22 protein-coding genes and 2 pseudogenes are annotated in these 23,085 nt (G+C 63.6%); 9 read left to right on the top strand and 15 right to left on the bottom strand.

From position 1 onward, the window contains the following. Positions 1–187: 187 nt before the first annotated feature. On the top strand, positions 188–544 hold the full coding sequence (locus tag QCE83_RS20255) for a glutathione S-transferase family protein (RefSeq protein ID WP_309814883.1): 357 nt from the start codon (positions 188–190) through the stop codon (positions 542–544). A 70-nt stretch (positions 545–614) separates the two neighbouring features. On the opposite strand, the gene QCE83_RS20250 is transcribed toward QCE83_RS20255, so the two are convergent. The 3 genes and pseudogenes from QCE83_RS20250 to QCE83_RS35150 all read right to left on the bottom strand — a co-directional run. Continuing rightward, positions 615–2,312, bottom strand: a complete 1,698-nt coding sequence (locus tag QCE83_RS20250) for an ATP-binding protein (protein WP_309814881.1) — start codon at positions 2,310–2,312, stop codon at positions 615–617. Continuing rightward, on the bottom strand, positions 2,299–3,798 hold the full coding sequence (locus QCE83_RS20245) for an ATPase domain-containing protein (RefSeq protein ID WP_309814878.1): 1,500 nt from the start codon (positions 3,796–3,798) through the stop codon (positions 2,299–2,301). Before QCE83_RS20245 ends, QCE83_RS20250 begins: the two co-directional genes overlap by 14 nt. A gap of 119 nt (positions 3,799–3,917) precedes the next feature. Further along, a pseudogene (locus tag QCE83_RS35150) lies at positions 3,918–4,154 on the bottom strand (sigma 54-interacting transcriptional regulator); the annotation flags it as partial. A gap of 5 nt (positions 4,155–4,159) precedes the next feature. Here QCE83_RS35150 and QCE83_RS20235 point away from each other — a divergent pair. After that, a complete protein-coding gene (locus QCE83_RS20235; protein WP_309814876.1) occupies positions 4,160–4,393 on the top strand; it encodes a hypothetical protein in 234 nt (77 codons plus the stop codon). Between the two features lie 50 nt (positions 4,394–4,443). Here the strand turns inward: QCE83_RS20235 and QCE83_RS20230 are convergent, their stop codons facing one another. From QCE83_RS20230 to QCE83_RS20210, 5 genes and pseudogenes are all read right to left on the bottom strand, one after another. Next, the gene (locus QCE83_RS20230) at positions 4,444–5,298 is read right to left on the bottom strand and encodes a CPBP family intramembrane glutamic endopeptidase (RefSeq protein ID WP_309814875.1); all 855 of its coding nucleotides are present in this window, start codon (positions 5,296–5,298) and stop codon (positions 4,444–4,446) included. Positions 5,299–5,374: 76 nt separating this feature from the next. Next, positions 5,375–5,752: pseudogene (locus tag QCE83_RS20225) on the bottom strand (YdcF family protein); the annotation flags it as partial. A gap of 226 nt (positions 5,753–5,978) precedes the next feature. Next, positions 5,979–6,872, bottom strand: coding sequence for an alpha/beta fold hydrolase (locus tag QCE83_RS20220; protein ID WP_309814872.1), 894 nt, complete (start codon positions 6,870–6,872; stop codon positions 5,979–5,981). A gap of 1 nt (position 6,873) precedes the next feature. After that, the gene (locus QCE83_RS20215) at positions 6,874–7,404 is read right to left on the bottom strand and encodes a GNAT family N-acetyltransferase (protein WP_309815514.1); all 531 of its coding nucleotides are present in this window, start codon (positions 7,402–7,404) and stop codon (positions 6,874–6,876) included. Between the two features lie 274 nt (positions 7,405–7,678). Then, positions 7,679–7,771: a hypothetical protein gene (locus tag QCE83_RS20210; RefSeq protein WP_404985234.1), complete on the bottom strand. Its 93-nt coding sequence runs from the start codon at positions 7,769–7,771 to the stop codon at positions 7,679–7,681. A gap of 331 nt (positions 7,772–8,102) precedes the next feature. On the opposite strand from QCE83_RS20210, the gene QCE83_RS20205 reads away from it, so the two are divergent. Genes QCE83_RS20205 through QCE83_RS20195 form a run of 3 tightly spaced genes read left to right on the top strand, consistent with a single transcriptional unit; the run spans position 8,103 to position 11,651 of the window. Beyond that, on the top strand, positions 8,103–9,098 hold the full coding sequence (locus QCE83_RS20205) for an SDR family oxidoreductase (protein ID WP_309814868.1): 996 nt from the start codon (positions 8,103–8,105) through the stop codon (positions 9,096–9,098). A 34-nt stretch (positions 9,099–9,132) separates the two neighbouring features. Further along, on the top strand, positions 9,133–10,911 hold the full coding sequence (locus tag QCE83_RS20200) for a glycoside hydrolase family 15 protein (protein ID WP_309814865.1): 1,779 nt from the start codon (positions 9,133–9,135) through the stop codon (positions 10,909–10,911). A gap of 26 nt (positions 10,912–10,937) precedes the next feature. Next, on the top strand, positions 10,938–11,651 hold the full coding sequence (locus tag QCE83_RS20195; RefSeq protein ID WP_309814864.1) for a DUF4396 domain-containing protein: 714 nt from the start codon (positions 10,938–10,940) through the stop codon (positions 11,649–11,651). 52 nt (positions 11,652–11,703) lie between these two features. Here QCE83_RS20195 and QCE83_RS20190 read toward each other — a convergent pair whose 3' ends face one another. The 4 genes from QCE83_RS20190 to QCE83_RS20175 form a co-directional block, all read right to left on the bottom strand. Beyond that, entirely contained in the window at positions 11,704–12,162 is a 459-nt protein-coding gene (locus tag QCE83_RS20190; RefSeq protein ID WP_309814860.1) for a YbhB/YbcL family Raf kinase inhibitor-like protein, read from the bottom strand. Between the two features lie 219 nt (positions 12,163–12,381). Beyond that, positions 12,382–13,137 (bottom strand): class II aldolase/adducin family protein, encoded by a 756-nt coding sequence (locus QCE83_RS20185; protein ID WP_309814858.1) that lies wholly within the window; start codon positions 13,135–13,137, stop codon positions 12,382–12,384. Positions 13,138–13,166: 29 nt separating this feature from the next. Beyond that, a complete protein-coding gene (locus QCE83_RS20180) occupies positions 13,167–14,156 on the bottom strand; it encodes a 4,5-dihydroxyphthalate decarboxylase (RefSeq protein WP_309814856.1) in 990 nt (329 codons plus the stop codon). 1 nt (position 14,157) lies between these two features. Beyond that, positions 14,158–15,519: an MFS transporter gene (locus QCE83_RS20175; RefSeq protein ID WP_309814855.1), complete on the bottom strand. Its 1,362-nt coding sequence runs from the start codon at positions 15,517–15,519 to the stop codon at positions 14,158–14,160. Positions 15,520–15,678: 159 nt separating this feature from the next. Here QCE83_RS20175 and QCE83_RS20170 point away from each other — a divergent pair, with 159 nt between their 5' ends. Beyond that, positions 15,679–16,977: a citrate synthase gene (locus QCE83_RS20170; RefSeq protein ID WP_309814852.1), complete on the top strand. Its 1,299-nt coding sequence runs from the start codon at positions 15,679–15,681 to the stop codon at positions 16,975–16,977. Between the two features lie 10 nt (positions 16,978–16,987). Here the strand turns inward: QCE83_RS20170 and QCE83_RS20165 are convergent, their stop codons facing one another. Further along, complete coding sequence (locus QCE83_RS20165; protein WP_309814849.1) at positions 16,988–17,185, bottom strand: hypothetical protein; 198 nt, start codon at positions 17,183–17,185, stop codon at positions 16,988–16,990. Positions 17,186–17,359: 174 nt separating this feature from the next. Beyond that, positions 17,360–17,692 carry a cupin domain-containing protein gene (locus tag QCE83_RS20160; RefSeq protein WP_309814846.1) on the bottom strand — a complete coding sequence of 111 codons (333 nt, stop codon included), beginning with the start codon at positions 17,690–17,692 and terminating at the stop codon, positions 17,360–17,362. Between the two features lie 249 nt (positions 17,693–17,941). Between QCE83_RS20160 and QCE83_RS20155 the strand changes: the two genes are divergently transcribed. From QCE83_RS20155 to QCE83_RS20145, 3 genes are all read left to right on the top strand, one after another. After that, a complete protein-coding gene (locus tag QCE83_RS20155) occupies positions 17,942–19,534 on the top strand; it encodes a sugar ABC transporter ATP-binding protein (RefSeq protein ID WP_309814844.1) in 1,593 nt (530 codons plus the stop codon). Further along, positions 19,531–20,535: an ABC transporter permease gene (locus tag QCE83_RS20150; protein ID WP_309814841.1), complete on the top strand. Its 1,005-nt coding sequence runs from the start codon at positions 19,531–19,533 to the stop codon at positions 20,533–20,535. The genes QCE83_RS20155 and QCE83_RS20150 overlap by 4 nt, the downstream gene beginning before the upstream one ends. 74 nt (positions 20,536–20,609) lie before the next feature. Continuing rightward, positions 20,610–21,752 carry a substrate-binding domain-containing protein gene (locus QCE83_RS20145; RefSeq protein ID WP_309814839.1) on the top strand — a complete coding sequence of 381 codons (1,143 nt, stop codon included), beginning with the start codon at positions 20,610–20,612 and terminating at the stop codon, positions 21,750–21,752. Between the two features lie 69 nt (positions 21,753–21,821). On the opposite strand, the gene QCE83_RS20140 is transcribed toward QCE83_RS20145, so the two are convergent. After that, positions 21,822–23,060, bottom strand: a complete 1,239-nt coding sequence (locus QCE83_RS20140) for an MFS transporter (RefSeq protein WP_309814837.1) — start codon at positions 23,058–23,060, stop codon at positions 21,822–21,824. Positions 23,061–23,085 lie beyond the last annotated feature (25 nt).

The raw sequence follows: 23,085 nt of genomic DNA, 5'->3' as shown, positions 1-23,085 counted from the left end.
GGCCCATGCCCACCCATGCGGCTCTGGCAGAGATGCTAACCCGCGTTAAACTCCCACGTCAGGCCAGCCTCCGCCTCACGGAAAGTCATACTGACTTACCGAGACGATCACCATCGCGTCCTATATCGCGGATCAATATCCCGAGTCGGGGCTGATCCCGAAGCACGGTACGCTCGAACGCGCACGCATGGACCAGCTTCTGACCTTCGTCGCGACGGAGATCGCGCAGAAACATATCCCGTTGATGCGCAAGCTGATGACGCCTGAAGGGATCGCGTTCAATGGCAACAAGCTGCTCAAGGCGTATGGGAAGCTGGATGCGATGCTGGGGGACGGGCGGTCGTATCTGACCGGCGAACAGTTCACTGTTGTCGATGCCTATGTCTGGGCGACCATGTGGCATGAACGGTCAGGCGTGAAGCTCGATCACCTGGCTAATCTGAATGCCTACATCGCGCGCATTGAAGCGCGGGCGTCGGTGAAGAAAGCGCTGCGGGACGAGGCCGAAGTTGTTGCCAGGCACGAGAGCGTAGTCGCGGCGTGACGGTTGAAATTGCAGTATTGACCGCAGTCCTTCCGCTGAACTCGGACATCGCGCCTGAAAGCGCCGCGACCTACACGGCGCGCATGCCTCCTCCGTCCTTCCGGCTGTTTTCAATGATCTCGGTGACCTGGGCCACGAGATCAGCCATCGCAAACGGCTTTTTCAGGAGATGCGCGCCCACTTCGACGTTGCCATTCCCGAAGACGGCTTTCTCAGCGTATCCGGTGATGTAAAGCACACTCAGTTCCGGCCGGGTTCGGCGCGCGCGGTCAGCCAACTCCTTGCCATTCATTCCCGGCATGCCGATATCAGTCACCAACACGTCGATGGCAATATCCGACTCAAGCAGGCTCAGGCCAGACAGTCCATCGCTTGCCTCGATGACATTGAACCCCGCGTCCTTGAGCACTTCGGCGGACACCTCCCGAATGCCTGGTTCGTCGTCGACCAGCAGAACCGTCTTGCGGACCGAAACTGGCTGAAGGGCGGGACGCGGTTGCTCGATTTCAGTCGCCGCTGGCAGATCGGTCAGCCGTGGAAGATACAAGTGGACCGTTGTGCCATGGTCCGGCGCAGACTCGATCACGACTTTGCCGCCAGACTGACGTGTAAAGCCGTACACCATGGACAGCCCGAGCCCTGTTCCCTGACCGACCGGCTTCGTCGTGAAGAATGGATCAAACGCGCGGCTCATGACTTCCGGCGACATGCCGCACCCGTCGTCGGCGACTGAAATGACGACATACACCCCTTCGGACAGATCCTGCAGCCGGGCTTCGCGTCCGTCGAGCGTCCGATTTTCAGTCGTGATGGTGAGCGTGCCGCCTTCCACCATCGCGTCGCGCGCGTTAATGCAGAGATTTATCAGCGCGTTCTCCAACTGATGCGGATCGCACATGATCAAGTGCAAGGCCGGGTCATAGCGTGTCCGGACCTTGATCACAGGACCGAGCGTGCGGACAATCAGATCCAGCATGCCGTCGATGAGGACGGTTGGCTGCACCGGTTTCGGGTCGAGCGTTTGTCGACGCGAGAACGCGAGCAGACGATGTGTCAATGCAGCGGCGCGTTGCGTCGCATCGTATGCGCTCTGGACGTGGCGGTCGAGATCGTTCAACCGTCCCTGACGGAGTCGCAGCTTCATCACCTCCATATTGGAGCTGACCACCTGGAGCAGATTGTTGAAGTCGTGCGCGACACCCCCGGTCAACTGCCCGATGGCCTCCATCTTTTGAGCCTGTCGCAGCGTCTCTTCCGCCGCCATCAACTCTTCCGTGCGCTCCGCAACCCGTTGCTCGAGCGTTTCCGCCGCGTCCTGTAACTGCTCGAGATGGCGCATGGTCTGACGTTGACGCGCGCGGGCCCGCAAAATGCCGCGGGCGACGCTTTGTAGCGCTTCCGAGGTCAGCGGGCGTGCGATGAGCGTGACGTTGCCAAGGGTCTCGAACAGGCGCCAGCGTGCAAACGTGCTGGGGGTATCGCCGGGTACGGTCAGCACGCAGATAGGCAGGTCCGACCACGGAGACTGTCGTTCGAGGCACGCAGCGAGCGCCACCGTGTCCTCGCGACGCGCGAGCGCCTCTTCGGTCACGACCAGCCCCGCTACGCCGACTCCCCGCTCATCGTGCATGCGCCCGCAGACAGCCTTGATGCCCTCGATGCGTTCTGCCTCGATGCCGTTTTCCTGCAGCGTACGGGTGATGACGTGCGCGTCTTGCCCGGTCGGGGCCAGCACCATCACGACGCCAGGGTTCTCAGGTTGCGGCATGAGGCTTGTCCGCTTGGCTGATCAGCGTCTCCTGCGCGCCGGAATAGTTCGGTACACCAGTGAAAATGCCCTGCAGCTCGCGCAGAGCAGGGCCCACCTGCAAGCCTGCCGGTGAGAGTTGATACTCGTGAATGGCATTGTCATGCGCGCCCGTGCGCCGTTTGATGACTGACACCGCTCTGCGAAGCTGGCCGCCTGCTTCGAAAAAGCGCATCAGCAGCACCGTGTCGCTGAGGAAGCTGAGATCGACGGGATTCTGAACATCGCCGACCACCCCCTGTTGCGCGAGCACGATGATCGTCACCACTCCGCGACGATTGAGGTACGTGAGGAGCTCGTGCAGGTGCAGGATGAGCGAGTTCTCTTCCGGCATGGTGCTCAGATACGAGTTGATGCTGTCGATCACGACGACGCGGGCATTGCGGTCCTCGACATCACGGCGCACCGCCCACACGAACTCACCAGGCGAGATGCGGGAGGGATTCATCCGGCGCCACACGAACTGCTCGCTTGCCAGTGCATCGCTCACGTCGAGACCGAGACTTTGGCCGCGCCGGATGAAGGTCTCATAGGTCTCGTCGAAGGAAAAGTAAGAAGCGAATTCTCCTTGCCTGGCCCCGGATAGTGCATAACACAGCGCAATGGAGGATTTTCCTGCTCCGGAGGGCCCGATCATCATTGTCGTGGTTCCGCGATCCAGGCCGCCGCCCAGCACTCGGTCAAGCGCCTCGGCCCCGCTCAAGAGCGGCTCTCCGCCTGGCAGAGTATCGTGCTCCTCCGCAATCAGACTGGGAAAGACGAGGACTTCTCCTGGCACGATGGTGTAATCGTGCCATCCGCTCTGAAAATTTACCCCGCGCATCTTGCTGATACGCAGGCGCCGACGCGCTGCTCCGTAGTCCCGTTCGATGAAGTCCAGGGTAATAACGCCATGCACGAAGCTATGGAGTTCTCCGTCGTCGGAATGCAGCAGATCGTCCAGCAGGATGGTCGTGATGTTCCTGCCTTGCAGGAAGCGTTTCAATTCCAGCATCTGCCGCCGGTACGCCAGACGGTTCTGCGCGAGCATGCGCAGGTCCGAAATGCTGTCGATCACGACCCGACCTGGATTGGTGTCCTCGATCTTTTGCACCATGCGTTCGACCGTGCGCCCGAAGTCCACCTCCGAGGGGTAGAGCACCGTTTGCTGGCGGGACGCGTGCGCTTCTTCTGGAATCAGTTCGAAGAAGTCGATGCCATCGACATCCCAGCCGTGCGTGGCGGCGGCGCTCTTGAGTTCGAGCACGGATTCGGCGAAGGTGATGTAGAGACAACGCTCGGATCGCTCGATTCCGTCGATCAGGAAGCGCATTCCGATCGTCGTTTTGCCGGTGCCGGGTGCGCCCTCGAGAAGATGCAGGCGATCCGTCGGCAGACCGCCGCGCAAGACGACGTCCAGTTCGGGGATACCGGTGATGGTCAAGGGAAGATCGACTCTTTCGGACATGGTGGCCTCTGCGGGTCAATACCGCCGCCGAGCAAGATTTGGCCCTGACCCGTGCGGGGGGAGAAACAGGGGTGTCTGACCGGCGTTTCGCGGGTGAGGCATTTCAAGGGAGAGGGCATTGGACGCATTGAAGCGCGAGCGTCGGTGAACAAAGCGCTGTGCGACGAGGCCGAAGTCCCTTTCGGCAACGCCGCGCAACTGAACGCGACGAAAGGATTGCCGCACCGGCGGCTCGCGTTGTGGATACCCTGCGCGACCAGCTCCTTGCCGGTTCCGCTCTCGCCCGTGAGCAGCACAGTAGCATCGTGCGCGGCGCCCGTTCACGCCATCCTGCGCACGCCCTCCAGCGCCGCCGACGCCGTTGCAACCGCTGTTCACCGTGCTCAGCCGTACGAGAGCCCTCGCCGTGGGCTTGCCTTACGCGCTGACGACGGCCATTCTCGGCGGCACGACGGATTTCGTCGCGCTGCGTCTGAAGGCGAGCGCTTACGAGCACTCCTTTTACTGGAATGTGGCCGCGTGGGCCGCTATGTCGCTGCTGGTTTATCTGCGGATGCCTGAGACGAACACAAGGAAAATTGCGGCTACCGAGTAAGCGCAAGGAGGCCGCTCGTCGCAGGCAACTACGGCGAGCGGCATGGCCAGTTACGACGTGCCGGGCGCTTGAAGCATCGGATAAGTGAAAAACAGAAAGTGCGCCGCGTTCAGCCCGAAATGCGCGAGGATCGCGGCGCCGAGGCCGCCATAGCGATACGCCAGTCCATAGCCGATACCCGCGACGGTTGCCAGCACGATCCATTGCCAGCCGCCCGGCAAATGCGCCAGCCCGAACACGAGCGCCGCCGCGCATAACGCGATGACGTCCGCATGCGCGAAGCGCTTGAGCAGGTGCGACAAGCCTCCCTGGAGGTAACCGCGAAACAGGGCTTCTTCGGTCACCGTGACCAGCAGCACATTGTTCAACATGAAGAGCCACGTGGACGCAGGAAGCTTCGGCTCCCATCTCACGAGTCCCAACGCCAGCGCAAGCAGCAAGCAGACGATCGTCGTTCCGGCGACGCCTGCCACTCCAGCTTTCAACGATGCCGCCGGTGCATGGCGCGGCCGTATCCATGGACAGGCCAGCAGCAGCCAGAATCCGACGAGCGGTTTGTCGAGATTCAAGTACATCGTGAACGGCACGGCATCCGCCGTAAAACGTTCGGGTCCGATGACGCGCAGGTTATTGAAACCCGGCATCCAGTGCATGCTCAGTGCCACGGCCAGCACGATAAAGACGATGTGCCCGGCATGGCGCATCCACCCCTGACGCTGCGGAGCGACGGCAAACGCCGCGGCCAGCAGCAGGCCGAGCGATAGGACGGCAAGCGGCGTGAGTTGCCCGATGGACATTGCCGCGGCATAGCCGACGATGAGCAGACCGGGGACGAGCCATCGCGCGGCAGGCGACCACACGGCCGGCACGGCGAGAAAGAGCGCGATGAAAGGTGCGGCGACCATGAGCATGATTCGTCGAGTATGTGTCTGTCGAGACTTGAATGATGACGGCTTCGGGTGAAAACAGTGAGGCCCGGTTTCACGCCTGACCCGGCGCCGTTCTTGCAGCGTTCCATCCGAGCGCGTTGAAGATGTCGTAACGGACGATGCCCGCGTACTCGTGGAGCGCCAGATCCGCGACGGCGAAGTTATAGGCCAGCGGCAGCAAGGATGGCATGGCGGCCAGATAATCGGCGCTCACCGGCTGCGCCTGAACGCCGAAATGGGCGAAGTAAAGTGCGCCGCGTTGCAGGTGGAAGCCCGACGACACCAGCACCACCTCGTCCGCATCCAGCCTTTTCAGGAGTCCGCTCGTGAGCTGAGCGTTCTGCCACGTATTCATGCTGTTCGGTTCGAGCACGATGTCAGCGGCATTCACGCCAAGCCGTTCGAGCGTGTCCCGATAGACTGCGCAATCGACGCACCAAGCAGCACATAGCCCGTGCGGCGCCACTTGAGCATCACACACAAGCCGCCCGCGACAAGAATCCGCAAGCCTGAAAAGCGTCATACATGCTCCGCAATCGTCCACTGGAGAAAGAGCACTCCGCTTCTCGAATGAGAAACAGCGTCTGGCGATGAATGTAAGCCTCATTTATTAGAAGGGCGTTAGATGGATTCATCACCGCAGCGGATGAGCGCTTTCACCTCTGCACGAACGCAGAAATACCCGCTACCAGACCCTCTGCCAGCGGAAGGTTTGGGTTCGAATACACGGCAAGGTTATCGGCGACAGCGTCTGTATCGACGGTTTTAAGCACGTGATTTGCATGGGCGACGAGCATCAGTTCGGCACGCGGATTGGCGTCCCTTAGAAGAAGCGCGTCCTGCGGGTCAACCTGAATATCGCGCGTGCCCTGCACGATGAGCACCGGCTTCGAAACATTCGCCAGAAGGGCGGTCGGCTCGACGTTCAGTTCGCTCATCAAGAACCGCTGAACCCCGGGCCTGAAGAGCGGCATGAGCGCCGGATCGATTCCGCCGGCATCTACCGTCTGTCCCGCCTCCAACGCGTCGAGTATCGACATGGCATTGCCCAGAACCGGCGCATTGGCGGGGTTCGATCTCAGTTGTTGCCTCAAGACATGTCCCAGAGGGCGCGCAGCCGTGGACACCAGAATCAGACCGCACAGTTCGACGCTTTGCTGTGCAGCCGACAATGCAACCAGTCCTCCCTCGCTATGTCCCAGCACCCATACGCAGGTAGCATCGATCCGCTTGCGGATCGCCGTTACCCATGACCGGATGTCTTCCGCGTAATCGTCGAGGGTAACGTCATCGGCATTGGGTATTGCCGATGCGCTGCCGTACATACCGCGCTTGTCGATTCGAACCGACGCGATGCCCCGATCGAACAGTCCTTCGGCAAGCAGCCGATAGGTCGCCGCTTGAACGCCGAATGGATTGTTGCCGTCCCTGTCTGTCGGACCCGATCCCGGCACGATCAACACCACCGGAACATCGCTGGCCGCCGGCGACAACAACGTGCCCCTCAACGGCCCGGCCGGCCCCGGGGTTTCGATTTCCGCATGCAGCATGTCAACGCAACTGCTTGTGGAAAAACGTCGTGCCACACAAGCCGCCATCGGGCATCAGCGCGTAGTTCGGAACGCCGCCTGCGCATTGCCATCCGGTGCGCCGGTAGAGCCGTTCCGCATCGCCGCCCGTCACGGTATCCAGCACGAGCACCGACTTGCCGGCCTGGCGAGCGAAGTCGTCGAGCGCTTCCATCAGCCGCGCGGCGATGCCTTGACGCCTCGCGTCGCGGCGCACCAGCATCTTGGCTACGTCGGCACGATGAGGCTGGTTTTCCGGTTGCGCGACGATCAGTTGCACCGTACCGAGAACCTTGCCGTCCGCGTCCTCGGCAACCAGCAGGATCCGTTCACCGCGCGTGACACCCTGCGCAACGTCTGCCCAGAAGCGGACGGCGGTCGCTCTCGCGATCGGCAGCATGAAGCTGACGGAAGCACCTCCCTCTACGCAGTCGATGAGCACGTCGGCGAGGGCGTCGATGTAGGAAGCAACCTCATCGGGATGCAGGGCACGGATGTTCATGTTTTTACTCATCGTGCCCGCTCCGTAGTTAGAGAGCTTGATTGTCGACAAACATCAAGCCATTGTCGAGTGGCCTTTCATGATCCGGTTGCGAAGGTCGCGGTCGTCGCGAGCGGCCCCATTACTCCCCCGCCGATGTCGAGACCGCGTGATCGAGACATGCCGCCAAGGATCCCGCCGTGATTGAACCAGGATTCCGCACCTTCACGCAGACGCGGGCACTCGGCCCACTTCGAAAGCAGTCGTGCCTGCCGCCCGATCACGTCGATGGCCGTGCGGAGGTCATTCACAGGATGGTTGCGCGCGGGGTGACGGTGTTGGTAGCCAATCCATACGCCGACGTCATGATGCTCAGGGAAAACGTGGTCACGGCCAGCATGCTCGACGCCATGATCGTCGGAATGCTGTCCACCGCATCCGCGCGACGTTGAAATGGAAATGTCGGCGTCGGAGCACGTTGCACCCTGCCGGGTGGAGTCGAGCCGCTCTGATGCTTGCACTCGTGTCGCGCCGGGAATCCGGCCGGCGCGCACCTGAAAATATTGCGTCACACTGTGACATTTTTTACGGCGCTCGCCGCGCCGTCGCATCCAGCGAAATCGCTTCGGCCATGACATTCGTCAGCACCGGAGTCTTTCCCGGCATGCTGCCCACAAAGCGGCATGTGTCTTGCGTCCGTTGTTCGGGACATATGCCAGCGGAACTTTGCCATGCCAGATATTGCCGTCATCACCGGAGCAAGCGCGGGCGTCGGCCGCGCCACTGCCGAAGAATTCGCACGGCGCGGTTACGATGTCGCACTGCTTGCACGCGACGCCGAACGGCTCGAAGGTGCGGCGCGCGACATCACCGCGCGCTATGGTGTACGGGCGGTCGTGCTCGTCACCGACGTCGCGTCGGCCGAGCAGGTTCATGCCGCCGCCGATGCGGTCGAAGAACAGCTCGGACCTGTCGACGTATGGGTCAACGTGGCAATGGCGACCGTGTTCTCGCCGGTGTCGGCCCTCACGGCCGCCGAGGTGGAGCGCGGCACGCAGGTCACCTATCTCGGGCAGGTCTACGGAATGATGGCCGCGCTCAGGCGAATGCGAACCCGCAACCGCGGCACGATTGTCAATGTCGGCTCTGCGCTCGCTTACCGCTCGATTCCCCTGCAATCGGTGTATTGCGGCGCCAAGTTCGCCATTCGCGGCTTTACCGACTCATTACGGTCGGAGATCATCCACGACGGTCTGGACATTCATCTCACGATGGTCGACCTGCCCGCCGTCAACACACCGCAGTTCGATTGGGCGCTGAACAAGACCGGCAGAAAGGCCCGGCCTGTGGCGCCCATCTTTCAGCCCGAGGTGGCCGCGCGAGCAATTTTCTTTGCTGCAACGCATCGGCGTCGCCAGGTTTGGGTCGGCTTCCCGACGGTCAAGGCGATTCTCGCGAACCGCATTGCGCCCGGCCTGATCGACCGCTATCTGGCGCGCGCCGGCTACAGCGGACAGCTGACCGACGAAGCAGCCCCCGCCGACGCGCCGTCGAACCTGTTCCAGCCCGTGTCGGGCGACTATGGTGCGCATGGGCGCTTCGACGCGCATTCCCGCGCCGACAGTTGGGAGATGTTCACCGACCGGCATCGCAACGCGTTCTGGGCAGCCGCCGGCGTCGGGCTGCTGACGGGCGCGGCGCTGCTGATGCGAAAGCTGCGCGCCTGATCCGTTTTGCATGACGCGGGGACAGGATCCAGACATGAGTCGCCCACTTGAAGACTATGGCCTGATCGGGGATGGGCAGAGCGCCGCGCTGGTAAGCCGCGATGCCTCGATCGACTGGCTGTGCTGGCCACGCTTCGACGATGACGCATGCTTCGCCGCGTTGCTCGGCAGGAGTGAACACGGGAACTGGTCGATCATGCCGGTCGCCGAGCCGGGTGAACTCAAGCGCCGCTATTGTGACGACACGCTCGTGCTCGAAACGGACTTCGAGACGCAAGACGGCGCCGTCCGCATCATCGACTTCATGCCGTTGCGCAAGCGGTTTCCGTCGCTCGTGCGGATCGTGGTGGGACTGCGCGGCACGGTCCCGATGCGATCGACACTGCGGCTGCGTTTCGACTATGGCCTGGTGCCACCGTGGCTCAGCAGCGAGGCGGGCGGTGTCGTCGCGCGTGTCGGACCTGATCTAATCGCCGTGCGCGCGCCGATGCAGCTAACCATTCGCGACGATGCCATCGAAGCGCAATTCAACATCGGCGCCGGCGAGCGGCTCGCATTTGTGATGAGCTACGGACCCTCGCACTTGCCGCCGCCCGAACCGATCGACGCCGAAGGGGCGCTCAGCGCAACCTTGCGGTTCTGGCGCCGCTGGATCGGCCACTTTGACGACAGCAGCAGTGCCTGGCCGCAAGCGACGCGTCGTTCGCTTCTGACGCTCAAGGCGCTATGCCACGGCCCGAGCGGCGGGCTGATCGCGGCGCCCACCACGTCGCTTCCCGAAGTGCCTGGCGGTGACATGAACTGGGACTATCGCTACTGCTGGCTGCGGGATGCGAGTTTCGCGCTCGGCGCACTGCTTCGAGCAGGCTTTCACGAGGAAGCGCTCGGCTGGCGCGACTGGCTGCTGCGCGCGATTGCCGGTTCGCCCGAGCATGTACGGATCATGTATCGCGTGGATGGTTCGCGGCACGCCGAGGAACGCGTCGTCGGGTCGTTGCCGGGCTACCGGAGCGCGACACCGGTGCGGGTCGGCAATGCGGCGTCGACCCAGCATCAGATCGACGCGCTCGGCGAGGTCATCCAATGCCTTGCGCTCGCGCGGCGCGGCGGCATTCCGCCTTCGCAGCGCGAGGCCGAAGTCGCGACGCGCATCGTCCTGCATCTGGAACAGGTCTGGCAGAGCGGAGGGTCGGGCATCTGGGAATCGCGCGGGACGCCGCGCCAGTACACCTATTCGAAGGTGATGGTATGGGCGGCGTTGAACAGCTTCATTGCCACGCTCGCCGATGCCGCCACGCTCGACGCGGTGACCCGTGCCCGCCTTGTCGCGCTGCGAGAAACGGTCAGACAGGAAGTGTTGTGTGAAGGCTGGAGCGCCGGTCTCGGTTCATTCGTGCAGACCTATGGTGGTCAGGCAATCGATGCGAGTCTGTTGCGGCTGCCCGCGGTCGGGTTCATTGCCGCGACGGAACCCAGGATGGCCAGTACGATTGCGCGCGTCGAGCGGGAGCTTTCCGAAGGCGGTTTGGTCCGCCGGCTCAAGGCGCCTGTCGATGCGCCTGCGGAAGGCAGCTTTCTCGCCTGTTCGTGCTGGCTCGCCGACTGCATGAGCATGCAAGGGCGTCACGACGAAGCCCTCGCGCAGTTCGAGCGCGTGCTGGCAGTGCGCAACGACCTCGGATTGCTGGCAGAAGAGTACAACTTGCCCGGCCGCCATCTCTCCGGCAACTTTCCACAGGCGCTTTCACATCTGGCGCTGGTCGACACCGCGTTGCGTTTGACCAGCAGCGCCGCTGGAAGGCCAGGTGGCTGAATCCATCAACGGAAACGAGTTTGGCAATGACCTACGGAACCTTTCCGTCCTGGCTGCACGTTGTGTCGACAGCATCGATTGTGCTGGCGCTCGTCTGCGCCGCGATCATCGTCATCGACGAGGTCCGCCATCCGCAAAAGATGGGGGTGATGAATGCTGTGTGGCCCCTCACGGCGCTGTTCGGCTCGGTACTCTGGCTCGCCGCCTATTTCCTCTGGGGCCGCAATGTTCCGGACAGCAACGTTACGAACGTCGAGCAGCCTTTCGCAGCGGTGGTGATGAAGGGGACGAGCCACTGCGGCGCAGGTTGTGCGCTTGCCGATATCGTTGTGGAGTGGGCTGCCTTCATGTTCCCGGCAATCGCCGTCTGGTTCGGGTGGCACGGCTTCTTTGCGGAAAAGACCTTTGCCGTCTGGATTCCGGATTTCCTGGTTGCATTCCTGTTGGGCATCTGGTTTCAGTACAGCAGCATCAAGCCGATGCGCGAGCTGTCGCCGCTCCAGGCGTTGCGCGCTGCGGTCAAGGCCGACATCGCGTCGATTACGGCATGGCAGCTTGGCATGTACGGAATGATGGCCGTCATCCAGTTTCTCTGGTTCAGGCGCGTGTACGGCGGGATTGCCAGTGTGGCCAGTCCGGAATTCTGGTTTGCGATGCAGATCGCGATGCTGGCCGGGTTCGCCACCAGTTACCCGGTGAACTGGTGGCTGATCCGTCTTGGAGTCAAGGAGAAGATGTGAGCGGTCGGGTGCTCCATGATGCTGCGAAACCCGGCGCGCATATATTCATGACTTATCGCCCATATCGCCCAACGACCGTCGATCCCGTGAGGGTATGTCCCGTCAAGCGCGCTTGCAACGCTGCATAGTCCAGTCCTTGCGGAAGATCACCGGGAGCAAGATCCGTCGCGGTGACAGTCAGCAGATAGTGATGCGGCGTATCTCCCACCGGCGGACAGGGACCGCGATACGCAGCGGCTTTCGTCATGTTCAACCCCACTGACGCCGGCGAGGACACCACGGCTCCCGCGTCCAGCCTCGAAGGCTCCGGCGCGAGGTTATAGGCAATCCAGTGCGTCACGCCGATGCCTTTCGGCCCGTTCGGGTCCGTGAGCGTGACCACGACGCTGCGTGTGGCGGGCGGCAGATCGTGCCAGGCGACGGGCAGGCTGACGTTCTCACCGCCGCACACGCCGGGACCGGCATAGCGTGCGGCGATGGCGCCGCCGTCTTCGAACGCGGGACTGGTCACGCTGAAGCTGGCGGCGTGCGCGGTGCAGGCGAGCGTGAAACTGGCGAGGGCGGCAGCGACTGAACGGAGGAGGGGATGTGAGGCGGTCGAGTCGAAAAAGCGCATGGGTAGGGACAGAGGATGCAAAAGGCCAAATCCTATCGCCGATACATATCCTAAGTCATTCTCACTACAACGCGACTTTATTGCCCATATGGTTAACAGCCCCTAACCCGATGCTTATCGCTGCCCCTCCACCTGCCGTTTCCACAAGGTCCAGGGCCGTTCCATCACGCCGAGATTCGTCTCCGTGCTGGCGCGGCCTTCGCCTTCATCGAGGTAAGTTACTTCCCCACCCAAAGCGATGGCCTTCTGCTGCATGCCCGCATTCAGCTCCGTATAAATCGCGCGATACACCGCCGCCGGCAGCGAAGGCCCGGTCGCCACGAAGCCATGCCCGCGCATCAACGCCACGTCCGATGTCCCCAGCGTCTCCGCCAGCGCACGCCCCTGTGCGCCGTTGCGCACGAGCATGTCGGTGCAGCCGAAGCAACGACGGATATCGAACACCGGCGACCCCGTCGCGAGAAAGCCCGCCATGTGATAGATGGGCCGCAGCGGCACCGACGAAGCCGCGAACGGAATCACCGAAGGCGAATGGCTGTGCACGACCGCCTGCACATCGGGCCTGGCGCGATAGATCTCGGCGTGAATCCACGTCTCCAGATAGCGCTTGCGCGTGTCGCCGTCGACGGGCTGGCAGTCGAAGTCGAGCGTAAGGATGTCATCGGTCTGCACGAGCTCCGGCGCCATGGACTGCGCGATCAGGAAGCGCAGCGGATCGCGCGGATCCCGCACGCTGACGTGACCGAAGCCATCGAGCACTTCATGCTGCGCGAGGATGTGATTGGCGGCGGCGAGGTCGTCGAGCAGGCGCGGCATGTCGAGCGCATCGTGCGTGACGGGAGCGGCGGTGTAGGTCGTGTTCTGCGTCATGGTCAAAACTCTGCGAGTAAGGAGAAAAGTCAGACGCGCACCGCGGCCGACATCTCGATGGGAAACAGATCTTCAGGCGCCAGCCGTCGATGGCACACGCCCTGTTCGTGCGCATAGCGCAGGAAGGCATCGAGCGTGATGCGGTTCGGCTCGACGCCATAAGGCCAGGGATCGCCGCCGAACAGCGCACGGGCTTCATCGGCGCGCGCGTTCATCCACGGCAGCGGAAAGTGCGAGCAGGTGATGTCCGCGAGACGCTGGAGACTGTTCGCCTTCGCCTGCGTGAAAGCCTTGAGCAGATTCCCGGCAATCCATCGATGCCGCTCGAACACCTCACGCCGCAGCACGATCAGATGCATGATCGGAAAGATGCCGGTCGCGCTGAAATACGCGCGCTCCACTGGCTCAAACGGTTCGAACATGCGCACGATCTCATCGCTGTGGCCGGGCGGCGGCGCGGGCGGACGCGCGCTGAAGATGGCGTCGATGTCGTCAGCGAGCAGCATCGCCGTCAGTGACCGCTCCGGCACTGGCCGATACCGCACGCCCTCGGGCACACGCACCTCGACCTTCTCGCGGCGTCCGGCCTGATTGACCCCGGCCTGAATCCATTCCACTTCATCGAGCGGCACGTGCTGATCGTGCGCCAGCCAGCCGCGCGAATACACGGACGCCGTCTGCGCCCACTCCGGCACGCCGATGCGCTTGCCGCGCAGATCGCCCGGCCGTTCGATACCGCTCCCGCGCCGCACATACAGCGACGAGAGCCGAAACACGCGCGACGGAAACACCGGCAGTCCGATCAGCCGGTCATCGCCCTGCGAGCGCAGCGAGGCGTACTTGCCGAGCGACATCTCGGACACGTCCCACTCCTGGAAATGCGTCGTGCGATAGAAGATCTCCTCGACCGGCAGCACCGTAGGAATCAGGTCGATGCCCTCGGCATGCACGCGCACGTCGAGAAGATCGCGCACGTGATCGTAGTCATTGACGGCAAGTGATAGCGTGAGCCTGGGCATGTCAGTGTCCGAAGGCGGTGGCATCGGGCAGGCGTTCCGGCCGCTCGACGAGAAAGACCAGCACGGCCGCCGTGACCAGCGACGCGGCGAGCACGGAGAACATCGCGCCAGGACCGCCGGTTGCCTGCTGCAGCACGCCGGAGATAGCCGGGCCGCACATGGCGCCGAAGCGCGCGATGCCGAAGAACACGCCGACGCCCGTGCTGCGAATCTCGGTGGGATAGCTGACGGCGACGAGATTGTTGAGCACGGTCTGCGTGCCGATCACGAACATCCCTGCAATCACGATGATCCAGAAGACCTGCACGTTCTCCAGCAATGCAAGCATGCCGATGGCGCTCGCGCCGAGCAGCCACGCGATGGACATGGTGAGACGCCGGTTGCCGGTGCGGTCGGCGACGAACCCTGAAAGCAGGCTGCCGAACGCCGATGCGAACACGAGCAGCGAACCGTACGCGAAGCTATGCGAGAGGTTTTCGCCGCGCTTGAGCAGGATGGTGGGCAGCCAGCCCGAGAGTCCATACGACGAGAACAGCGAGAGTGCGCCCATGGCCCAGAAGCACAGCGTCTGACGGCGAAAGCGCATTGCGAACAGCGCGCGGATTGAGCCGGCCTTCACCGTGGGCGCGGGCACGACGACTTCGGCTGTGCGAAAGTCCGCCGCGCGCGCCGGCCAGAAGCGTGTCAGTTGCGTACGCACCTCGTCCATGCGGTTGCGGCTGGCGAGAAACGCAATGGATTCCGGCAACACGAACTGCAGCACGACCGCAAGGGCCATCGCCAGTGCGCCGGTGAAGTACATGCTTTGCCAGCCGAAGCGCGGCATCAACCAGGCGGCGATGAAGCCTGAGCAGGTCGCGCCGCCAATCCAGCCGAGCGAGAAGAAGCCGATGGTGAAGACGTTGTTCGAACGCTTCGGCGCGATCTCGTTGATGTAGGTCACGCACATCGGCATCAGCAGTCCGAGCGCGAGCCCCATGATGAATCGCAGCACGACGAAGGAGGACAGGTCGTGCGCGAAGAGGGCGATCGCGAGGCTCATCGCGCTCGATACCCACACGCCCGGCAGGATTACGCGACGCCGACCGAAGCGGTCGCCGAACAGTCCCGAGACCGCCGAGCCGATCGCAAAGCCGCCCAGTCCGCACGACAGCAACAAGCCGATCTGGCTCGGTGACAGATGCCATACCGGCGTGACGTCATGAACGATGTACGACGCGTTGTAGAGATCGAAGCCGTCGTACCAGAGGATCAGCGCGAGCAGGATGGCGAGACGGAAGTGATACGCGCCGAGCGGCGCGGCCTGCAGCGTCTCGCGCAGGTCAACCCGATTGCGCTGAGCCGGCGTGGTGTCCAGGGTCATGCGGTGTCTCCGGATATCGGTGGCCTGTCGTTCGAACCCGGATGGTTCGCGATGGCCTTTGTGGTGTTCCGGAGTTCACTTTACTGATAGCCTTTATAGCTATCAATATTGAGTTTTAAAATCAATATAAAGAGATTGAAGCGGTTGAGGGCTCAAGACATGAGTGACGGAAACTGGAACGACGTGCTGAGTTGCGAGGAGGCGCTGGCGCGGCTGAACATCAAGGCCGCGACGCTCTATGCCTACGTCAGCCGCGGACTGGTGCGTGCCACGCCTCACGAAGACGGACGCAAGCGGCTGTATCTGCGGCGCGATATCGAACGGCTCGCCGCGCGCAAACGCGGCCGCGCCCCCAGCGGCGCGGTGGCGGAATCCACGCTGCGTCTGGGCGATCCGGTGCTGCATTCGGCCATCACGCAAGTCACGCCGCACGGGCCGCGTTATCGCAATCGTCTGGCGGTGGATCTGGCGAGTTCAGGGGCCGCGTTCGAATCCGTCGTCCATCTGCTGATGACCGGCGTGTGGCAAAGCGGACTCGCGGTCTGGTCGCCCATGGAGACGCCGCCCGACGTGCTGCGCGTGCTGTCGGTGCATGAAGGCGGGGTGGCCAGCGGCGATATCGGCGCGCTGCTGGGCATGGTGCCCTTCGCGTTGGGCATGCAGGGACGCGGCACACGCGAGATCACCGATGGCGGCGCGGTACAGGCCGCGCGGCTCATGCTGCAGAGCATGGCGGGCTGCGTCGGCTTCCTTGGGCCGGAGCGCGTCTTCTGTCCGCGTGCGGCCGATGAGAGCATCGCCGGGCAGATCCTGCGCGCGGCGGGCGCGGCGGTCACGCCCGAGACGTTACGCGCGCTCGGCACGGCGCTCGTCGTGCTTGCCGACAACGAACTGGCGCCCGCCACGTTCTCCGCGCGCGTGGCGGCATCGACGAATGCGGACATCTTCAGTTGCGTTGCGGCGGCCATCGGTTCGCACATCGGCTTTTCGACCGGCACGGGCACCGAGAAGGTCGAGACGCTGCTGTTGTGCGAACCGTTGTCGGCGCTGGAGTCGCGCGCGGACCGCGTGCGCGAGTATGGGGCGAGCCTGTTCGGCTTCAATCACCCGCTGTACGCGGGCGGCGATCCCCGCGCGGACCTGATGCTGCAGGCGGCCGCAGAAGTCGTGGCGCATGACGGCTGCGCCCCGGCGGCACGCGAGAGGACCCGGCTGACGCTGGCCTTTCTCGAACGGATGCGGCATGAACTGGACGCGCAGCCTGGCGTTGCGCTGGGTCTCGTGACCTTGGCTCGGGCGCTCGGCTTGCCTGACGGCTCGGCCACCGCCATCTGGATCGTGAGCCGCACGGCCGGATGGGTCGCGCACGTGATGGAGCAGCGCACGCAGGCGTTTTTGCTGCGCCCGCGCGCGAAGTATGAAATGCCTGCTTCCGGCGATTCCGGCCCGCTGGCCTGATGAAACGGATTCAGGTCGCGGCTTCCAGCACGATGTCGAAGCCGGGCCGCATTTGCTCGGCCAGCCATGTGCCTTCTTCCTGATCCTTGACGAACGTGACGAAGACGTCGTCCGGACGTTCCGCGTGAGGCATGGCGATGCTCCACGCGCCACTGCCGTCCTTGCGCACGGTCACGTTGAACGATGCGCTCTTGCTTGTTGCAGACATGGCGCCTCCTCGAAAGGCAATCACATCGCCGTCATGGTGGTGACGGCTCTCTCAGTCATTTTTTCGGTCTTCGCCGAAGATGATGTAATTCTGCCCGAGAAGAAATGTCTGCTGGAAGTTTTTTAAGCGTCAATTTCGGACGCAAGCTTGCGCGAGGTCAAGCCGGTCCGCACATCAGCGCTTGTGATAGACCGCAAGCCAGACGCTGGGCTCCGACTCATGCGTCCAAGCCACGCGATGCCGGCAATGCGGTTCGATCAGCACGTAATCGCCGGGACGCAGGTGGCGACGGCTCGCATCGGCTTCGAATTCGAGCACGGCCTCGCCGGACAGCAGCACCACCCATTCGGCGCGCGGGTCGTCGTACCAGAAGCCTTCCGGGCTGGCATGACCCATCGACACGATTCGTTCGACGGTCACGCCGGGTCCGGTCGTAAGTGCATCGACCTGTTCTTCCGCGCTGCGCTGCGTTTGCACGCTGAAAACATTTCCGCTATCGGATTGCATATCCCGGCCTCCCTCCAAGTAGATCAAAGGAATAGTGCCTCGATGAGCTCGCGCTAGCGTGCCGCGACGCAAAAGCGATAGGATCATCACAAATCAACGCGCAATTGTTGGGATCATCTCGTTTTCACCCGTCCGGATAGGGGTTAAATGTGATTGACGCACCAAATGTGTGATGCGAAGATCACATCCCAACTCGCGCATGACGACGCGAATCATAAGAATTCGCCCGCGCGGCGAAGGAGACAACAGATGAGTGAGCCGGTTGCGGTCGCGGCCGCTTCATCGGCCCGTGCGCCCTTGATCCGCGTTGCCGGCGTCACCAAGAAATTCGGCGGCGTTCAGGCGCTGCGCGGCGTGAATCTGGAAGTGCTGCCGGGCGAAGTGCATGCGCTGCTCGGCGAAAACGGCGCGGGCAAGTCCACGCTCATCAAGATCCTGAGCGGCGTCCATAGCTACGACGAAGGCTCGATCGAAATCGTCGGGCAGAAGGTTGCCTTCGATTCCCCGGCCAAATCGCGCGAAGCGGGCGTGGCGGTGGTCTATCAGGATCTGAGCCTGGTCGAATCGCTTTCGGTCGGCGCCAATCTCATGCTGGGCCGCGAGCCGCGCACCCGCTTCGGACTCGTCAGGCAGCGCGAACTCATGGCGCAAGTCAGCGCCTTCCTGCGCGAACACCACATTCCTCTGGATCCCCGCGCTCCCGTGGATTCCCTGCCGTTCGCCTACCGGCAGATGACGGAAATCTGCAAGGCGCTGATGGGCGACGTGCGCGTGCTGATCCTCGACGAACCCACGTCCGCGCTCACCGGGGGCGAGGAACAGATTCTCTTCGACGCCATCCGCACCGTGACCGCACGCGGCGTCGGCGTGATCTACGTGACGCACCGGCTGAACGAGGTGTTCCGCATTTCGCAGCGCGTGACCATCTTCCGCGACGGCGCGAACGCCGGCCATTTCGTCACCGCCGAGACCGACATGAAGCAACTCGTCGCGGCGATCGTCGGCCCGCGACATGCCGCGATGCAGGCGCGCCAGGAGACGGCATCCGGCATCGCGCCGACGCAGGCTCCGCCCTGCGCCGAACCGGCGGCGAGCCCGCCCGTGCTGACGCTTTCGCACGTCAGCAATGCCCGTCTGCGCGATGTGAACCTGACGGTCCACAAGGGCGAGGTGCATGGTCTGGCGGGCCTGATCGGCAGTGGCCGCACGGAGATCCTGCAAACCATCTTCGGCCTGCTGCCGGTACAGGACGGCCGCATCGAACTCGACGGCCAGCCGCTCGCCGCGCACCGTCCCGCCGATGCCATCGCGCGCGGCATCGCGCTCGTGCCGGAAGATCGCCATGTGCAGGGACTCGTGCTGGATCATTCGATCGAACGCAACCTGACCTTGCCGCGCCTGCCGCATTTTTCGCGTGGCGGCTGGCTGCGCGCGCAGGCTGCCGCGCAGCAGGCCCTGAGCGCGATGAAGCAGCTCTCCGTGAAAGCCCCCGATGCCGCGACGCGCGTGAAGTTTCTCTCCGGCGGCAACCAGCAGAAGGTGGTGTTCGCGAAGTGGAATCATCCGCGTCCGCAGGTGCTGCTGCTCGATGAACCGACCGTCGGCGTCGATGTCGGCGCGCGCGAAGAGATCTACGGCGTCGTGCGCGACGCGGCGCGCGCGGGCACCGGCGTGGTGGTGGTGTCGTCGGATCTCGACGAACTGCTGCGGCTGTGCGACCGCGTGTCGATCGTCGTGGAGGGCTCGATCCGGCAGACCATCGAACGCGGAGCGCTGCGCCACGCCGAAGAACTGCATCACCTCATCCAGACCTTGCGCACTCACGAAGAGCCTGCAACATGAACGATTCCGTCTCGCCCACGCCGCTGCCCGCCGGAGAACAGGCCGCATCGCGCCATTCGCGCGCGTGGCGCATCGCGCGCACACTCGTGCAGGGCGACCGGCCCTACATGCTGTACATCGCGTTCGCCGTGCTGCTGGTGGTGTTCAGCTTCGCCTCGCCGTGGTTCCTGTCGATCGACAACTTCCTCAACATCGGCCGACAGACCGCGCTGGTGTCGATCATCGCGATCGGCATGACTTTCGTCATCATCGCGCGGCAGATCGATCTCTCGGTGGGCTCGTCGCTCGCGCTGTCCGGCATGGCGGCCGCGCTGGCGATGTCGCATGTCGGCGACAGCTGGATCATCGGCGCGATTGCCGGCATCGGCACGGGGGCGATCGTCGGCGCCATCAACGGACTGGTGACCACACGCCTCAACATTCCGTCGTTCCTCGTGACGCTCGGCTCGCTCTCGGCGGCGCGCGGCCTCGCGCTGATGGTCACCACGACGCGCCCCGAAATCATCACCAACGACACCTTCATCTCGATCTTCGGCGAAGGCTCGATCCTGGGCGTCCCGGTGCCGATCCTGTGGACCTTGCTCGCGGTCATCGGCGGCGTGCTGCTGCTGCATTACAGCGTGTTCGGCCGGCGCATCTATGCAGCGGGCGGCAATCCCACGGCCGCGCTGTACTCGGGCATCAACATCCGCCGCGTGACCACGCTCGCCTTCGTGCTGACGGGCGCGCTGGCAGGCTTGGCCGCGCTCGTGCTGTCGGCGCGTTCGCATGCCGCGCGGCCGGATGTGGTGCAGGGCATGGAACTGGACGTGATCGCCTCGGTCACGCTCGGCGGATGCAGCCTGTTCGGCGGACGCGGCTTCATTCTCGGCACGCTGCTGGGCAGTCTCATCATCGGCACGCTGAACAACGGGCTCGTGCTGCTCGGCGTGAGCTCGTCGCTGCAACTGGTCATCAAGGGCATCATCATCGTCGCGGCCGTCGCCTTCACGCGCAAATGAACACATGAGCGCAGCGCGCGCGATCCCATAAGAAGCAGGAGACGCAGTAACAAGACGACCAACGGAGGGAAGTCATGAAACATCGTCGTGGATCTGGGGCAAGGCTGGCAAGCGTCGCAGCGGCGACGACCCTGGCGCTGTGTGCATCGCAGGCATTCGCGCAATCGTGCGAGAAGCTGTCGGTAGCGTCGATCGGGCCTGCGGGCATCGTCGGACAAGGGCCGAACGGCGAGAAGGCCGCATCGTCCGATGCCGTGAAGCTGACGGACGCCGAGGCCGCCAAGGTCAAGGCCGGCAAGTTCAAGGTCGGCATTTCGATGCAGACGATGAACCTCGACTGGTCTCAGCTGCAAGTGGCGGGCATCACGGACACGCTCAAGAAATATGGCGTGGAGGTGATCGGCACGGCATCGGCGGAATACCAGGTGGACAAGCAGATCGCCGACATCGAGAACACCATCCAGCGTCATCCGGACGGCATCATTTCGATTCCCGTCGACGGCACGGCCACGGCCGCGACCTACAAGAAGGTCTCGCAGGCGGGCATCAAGCTCGTGTTCATGGACAACGTGCCGAAGGGGCTGAAGCATCCGCAGGAATACGCGGCGATGGTCTCCGCCGACAGCGAAGGCAACGGCCAGATCGCGGCCAAGGTGCTGGCTTCGTGCGTGCCGAAGGGCGGCACGGTGGGGCTGGTGAACTTCGGCGTGGACTACTTCAGCACGACGGAGCGCACCAAGGCCGTGAACGACTGGCTGAAGAAGAACCGGCCGGACATCAAGATCAAGCAGGTGGCGTTCACGGATCCGTCGAAGGTCGGGCAGATCGCGGGCGACTTCCTCACCGCGAATCCGGATGTGAAGGGCGTGTTCGCGGTGTGGGATCAACCCGCGCTCGATACGCTGACCTCGATGCGCGCGCAGGGCATCAACACGCCGGTGACGACGGTCGATCTCGGGCTGGAATCCGCCATCGAGATCGCGAAGGGCGGGCCGCTCAAGGCAACGGGCTCGCAGCGTCCGTACGATCAGGGCGTGGCCGAAGCCATGGCGATGATGAAGGCGCTGATCGGACAGACGCCGCCTGCGTGGATCGGCGTGCAGTCGCTGCCGGTGGTGCAGTCGAACGTGCTGGAGTCGTACAAGACCGTGTTCAAGAAAGACCCGCCGCCGCAGCTTGCGGATGCGTGCAAGAAGGCGGCGCCGGCTTGTAACTGAGGCTTTTGTTTGGCGAAGCAAGGAAGAGCGAAGTCCTGGTGGGCTTCGCTCTTTGGCGTTTCACATATTTCACGCGTGGCGCGTGACAAGCGCCCCGTCCGTAGCGCGCACGAGCAACATCACCGCTGATCCGCCGACCACGGCCACGGCGGCAGCAAGCGCGAACGCGCCCGCGAAACTGCCGCTCCATGCCAGCACGTAGCCGGTGAGCACCGGCGCCACCACGCCTGCCAGGTTCGCCGCGAGATTGATGAATCCGCTCACGGCGCCCGACATCGTGTCCGGGACGATCCGGAGCACGAGCGCGTAGTACAGGCTCGATGTCACATAGAGCGCGAAGATGCCCGCGGTCATCAGCGACATCACGCCGGCGACGCTCGTCGCGCGGCCTGCGAGTCCCACGCACAGCGCAGTGCCCAGCAGGCAGAAGCCGATCATCAGCTTGCGCGCGAGTATCGCGTTGCCGATGAGTTTCGACAGGCCGTCGCACAACAGTCCGCCCACCGCGAGTCCCACCGAGCCCGCGAGCCAGGGCACCGTGCTGACGAAGCCCATCTCCGTCAGCGAGAGGTGATAGCTCTTCACGAGATAGCTCGGGAACCACGAAAGGAAGAAGTACAGCACATACGCGTAGGCGAAGAACGCGATGCAGGTCGCGACGATCGAGCGATGGCGCAGCGCTTCGATCAGCGCGCCCGCAGTCGGCTTCTGCAATACGAAGGCTTGCGCAGGCATCTCATCGACCGCTTCCGCCTTGCGTTCCGAAGCGAAGACATACCAGAACATCACCCATACGAGCCCGAAGCACGCAATGACGACGAACGACGCGCGCCATCCCCAGGCCGTTGCAACGAGTCCGACCACCGGACCCGCGAGCGCCGCGCCGAGCGGCTGACCCGCATACGCGAGGCCGATGGCGCTCGCCTGACGATCCGGCTCGAAGCGCCGCGCGACCATCTTCACGGCGGTCGCGCAGAACGGACCTTCGCCCATGCCGAAGATCAGCCGGATGACGATGAGCGCGCCAAGCGACGTGGCGGCGGCGGTGGCGCCGCATGCAATGGACCAGATCGTCATGGCCACGAGCATGACCTTCCACGGACCATGGCGGTCCGCCGCCGAGCCGCCGATGAACGACATCGGCGCATAGCCGAGAAAGAACACGCTGAAGACGATGCCGAGTTGCGTCGGTTCGAGATTCAGCGCGGTGGCAATCAGCGGCGCGGCGACGGACAGCGCCGCACGGTCCAGATAGCTGATGGCGCCACCGGAGAACAGCAGGGATACGATCGACCAGCGAGCACGCATCGTGCGCCTCCTTCGAAGTGGAACG

This window comes from Caballeronia sp. LZ034LL (assembly GCF_031451215.1).
Taxonomy (GTDB): Bacteria; Pseudomonadota; Gammaproteobacteria; order Burkholderiales; family Burkholderiaceae; genus Caballeronia.
Note: the sequence above shows the minus strand (reverse complement) of the source record. Positions and strands in the feature narration are given on the sequence as shown.

Coding starts and splice junctions, on each gene's coding strand:
- QCE83_RS20160 (WP_309814846.1), bottom strand. CDS start 17,692: ATGCAATCCGATAGCGGAAATGTTTTCAGCGTGCAAACGCAGCGCAGC.
- QCE83_RS20200 (WP_309814865.1), top strand. CDS start 9,133: ATGAGTCGCCCACTTGAAGACTATGGCCTGATCGGGGATGGGCAGAGC.
- QCE83_RS20245 (WP_309814878.1), bottom strand. CDS start 3,798: ATGTCCGAAAGAGTCGATCTTCCCTTGACCATCACCGGTATCCCCGAA.
- QCE83_RS20230 (WP_309814875.1), bottom strand. CDS start 5,298: ATGGTCGCCGCACCTTTCATCGCGCTCTTTCTCGCCGTGCCGGCCGTG.
- QCE83_RS20175 (WP_309814855.1), bottom strand. CDS start 15,519: ATGACCCTGGACACCACGCCGGCTCAGCGCAATCGGGTTGACCTGCGC.
- QCE83_RS20165 (WP_309814849.1), bottom strand. CDS start 17,185: ATGTCTGCAACAAGCAAGAGCGCATCGTTCAACGTGACCGTGCGCAAG.
- QCE83_RS20150 (WP_309814841.1), top strand. CDS start 19,531: ATGAACGATTCCGTCTCGCCCACGCCGCTGCCCGCCGGAGAACAGGCC.
- QCE83_RS20205 (WP_309814868.1), top strand. CDS start 8,103: ATGCCAGATATTGCCGTCATCACCGGAGCAAGCGCGGGCGTCGGCCGC.
- QCE83_RS20255 (WP_309814883.1), top strand. CDS start 188: ATGGACCAGCTTCTGACCTTCGTCGCGACGGAGATCGCGCAGAAACAT.
- QCE83_RS20250 (WP_309814881.1), bottom strand. CDS start 2,312: ATGCCGCAACCTGAGAACCCTGGCGTCGTGATGGTGCTGGCCCCGACC.
- QCE83_RS20140 (WP_309814837.1), bottom strand. CDS start 23,060: ATGCGTGCTCGCTGGTCGATCGTATCCCTGCTGTTCTCCGGTGGCGCC.
- QCE83_RS20195 (WP_309814864.1), top strand. CDS start 10,938: ATGACCTACGGAACCTTTCCGTCCTGGCTGCACGTTGTGTCGACAGCA.
- QCE83_RS20215 (WP_309815514.1), bottom strand. CDS start 7,404: ATGAGTAAAAACATGAACATCCGTGCCCTGCATCCCGATGAGGTTGCT.
- QCE83_RS20210 (WP_404985234.1), bottom strand. CDS start 7,771: ATGCTGGCCGTGACCACGTTTTCCCTGAGCATCATGACGTCGGCGTAT.
- QCE83_RS20220 (WP_309814872.1), bottom strand. CDS start 6,872: ATGCTGCATGCGGAAATCGAAACCCCGGGGCCGGCCGGGCCGTTGAGG.
- QCE83_RS20185 (WP_309814858.1), bottom strand. CDS start 13,137: ATGACGCAGAACACGACCTACACCGCCGCTCCCGTCACGCACGATGCG.
- QCE83_RS20180 (WP_309814856.1), bottom strand. CDS start 14,156: ATGCCCAGGCTCACGCTATCACTTGCCGTCAATGACTACGATCACGTG.
- QCE83_RS20145 (WP_309814839.1), top strand. CDS start 20,610: ATGAAACATCGTCGTGGATCTGGGGCAAGGCTGGCAAGCGTCGCAGCG.
- QCE83_RS20155 (WP_309814844.1), top strand. CDS start 17,942: ATGAGTGAGCCGGTTGCGGTCGCGGCCGCTTCATCGGCCCGTGCGCCC.
- QCE83_RS20170 (WP_309814852.1), top strand. CDS start 15,679: ATGAGTGACGGAAACTGGAACGACGTGCTGAGTTGCGAGGAGGCGCTG.